The 496-nt window shown below is 70.8% G+C and carries 1 protein-coding gene; it reads right to left on the reverse strand.

Annotated features, from left to right (window positions below; all coding sequences use genetic code 11):
* The coding region (locus HH310_RS43010) for an LLM class flavin-dependent oxidoreductase (protein ID WP_169181554.1) at nucleotides 1-496 on the reverse strand (496 nt) is incomplete at both ends.

Here is a 496-nt window from a genome sequence, read left to right on the forward strand (position 1 = left end):
GCCACGCAGAATTTGATCGCCGCCGGGTCGCGTCCGGCCGCCGCGGCCGCCTTGCGGACCGCCGCGATCATCCAGGCCGCGATGTCCGGGTCGGCGAGCTGCAGGATGTAGCCGTCACCCACCTCGCCGGTCAGGGCCAGGGCTTTGGGCCCGTACGCCGCGACCCACACCTCGAGACGGCTCTGTGCCGCCCACGCGAACTGCAGCTCCGTGTCGCCCAGCCGCACCTTCTCGCCGTTGGCCAGCCCGCGGATCACCTGCACCGACTCGCGCAGCGCGGCGAGGGTACGCGGCTGGTGGCCGAGCACCCGCAGCGCCGAGTCACCGCGGCCGATCCCGCAGATGGTCCGGTTGCCGTACATCTCGTTGAGCGTGGCGAACAGCGACGCGGTGACCGTCCAGTCCCGGGTGCCCGGGTTGGTGACCATCGGCCCGACGATCACGTGGTCGGTCTCGTCGAGGATCTTCGAGTAGATGACGTACGGCTCCTCCCACA

The sequence above is a fragment of the Actinoplanes sp. TBRC 11911 genome (assembly GCF_012933445.1).
Lineage (GTDB): Bacteria > Actinomycetota > Actinomycetes > Mycobacteriales > Micromonosporaceae > Actinoplanes.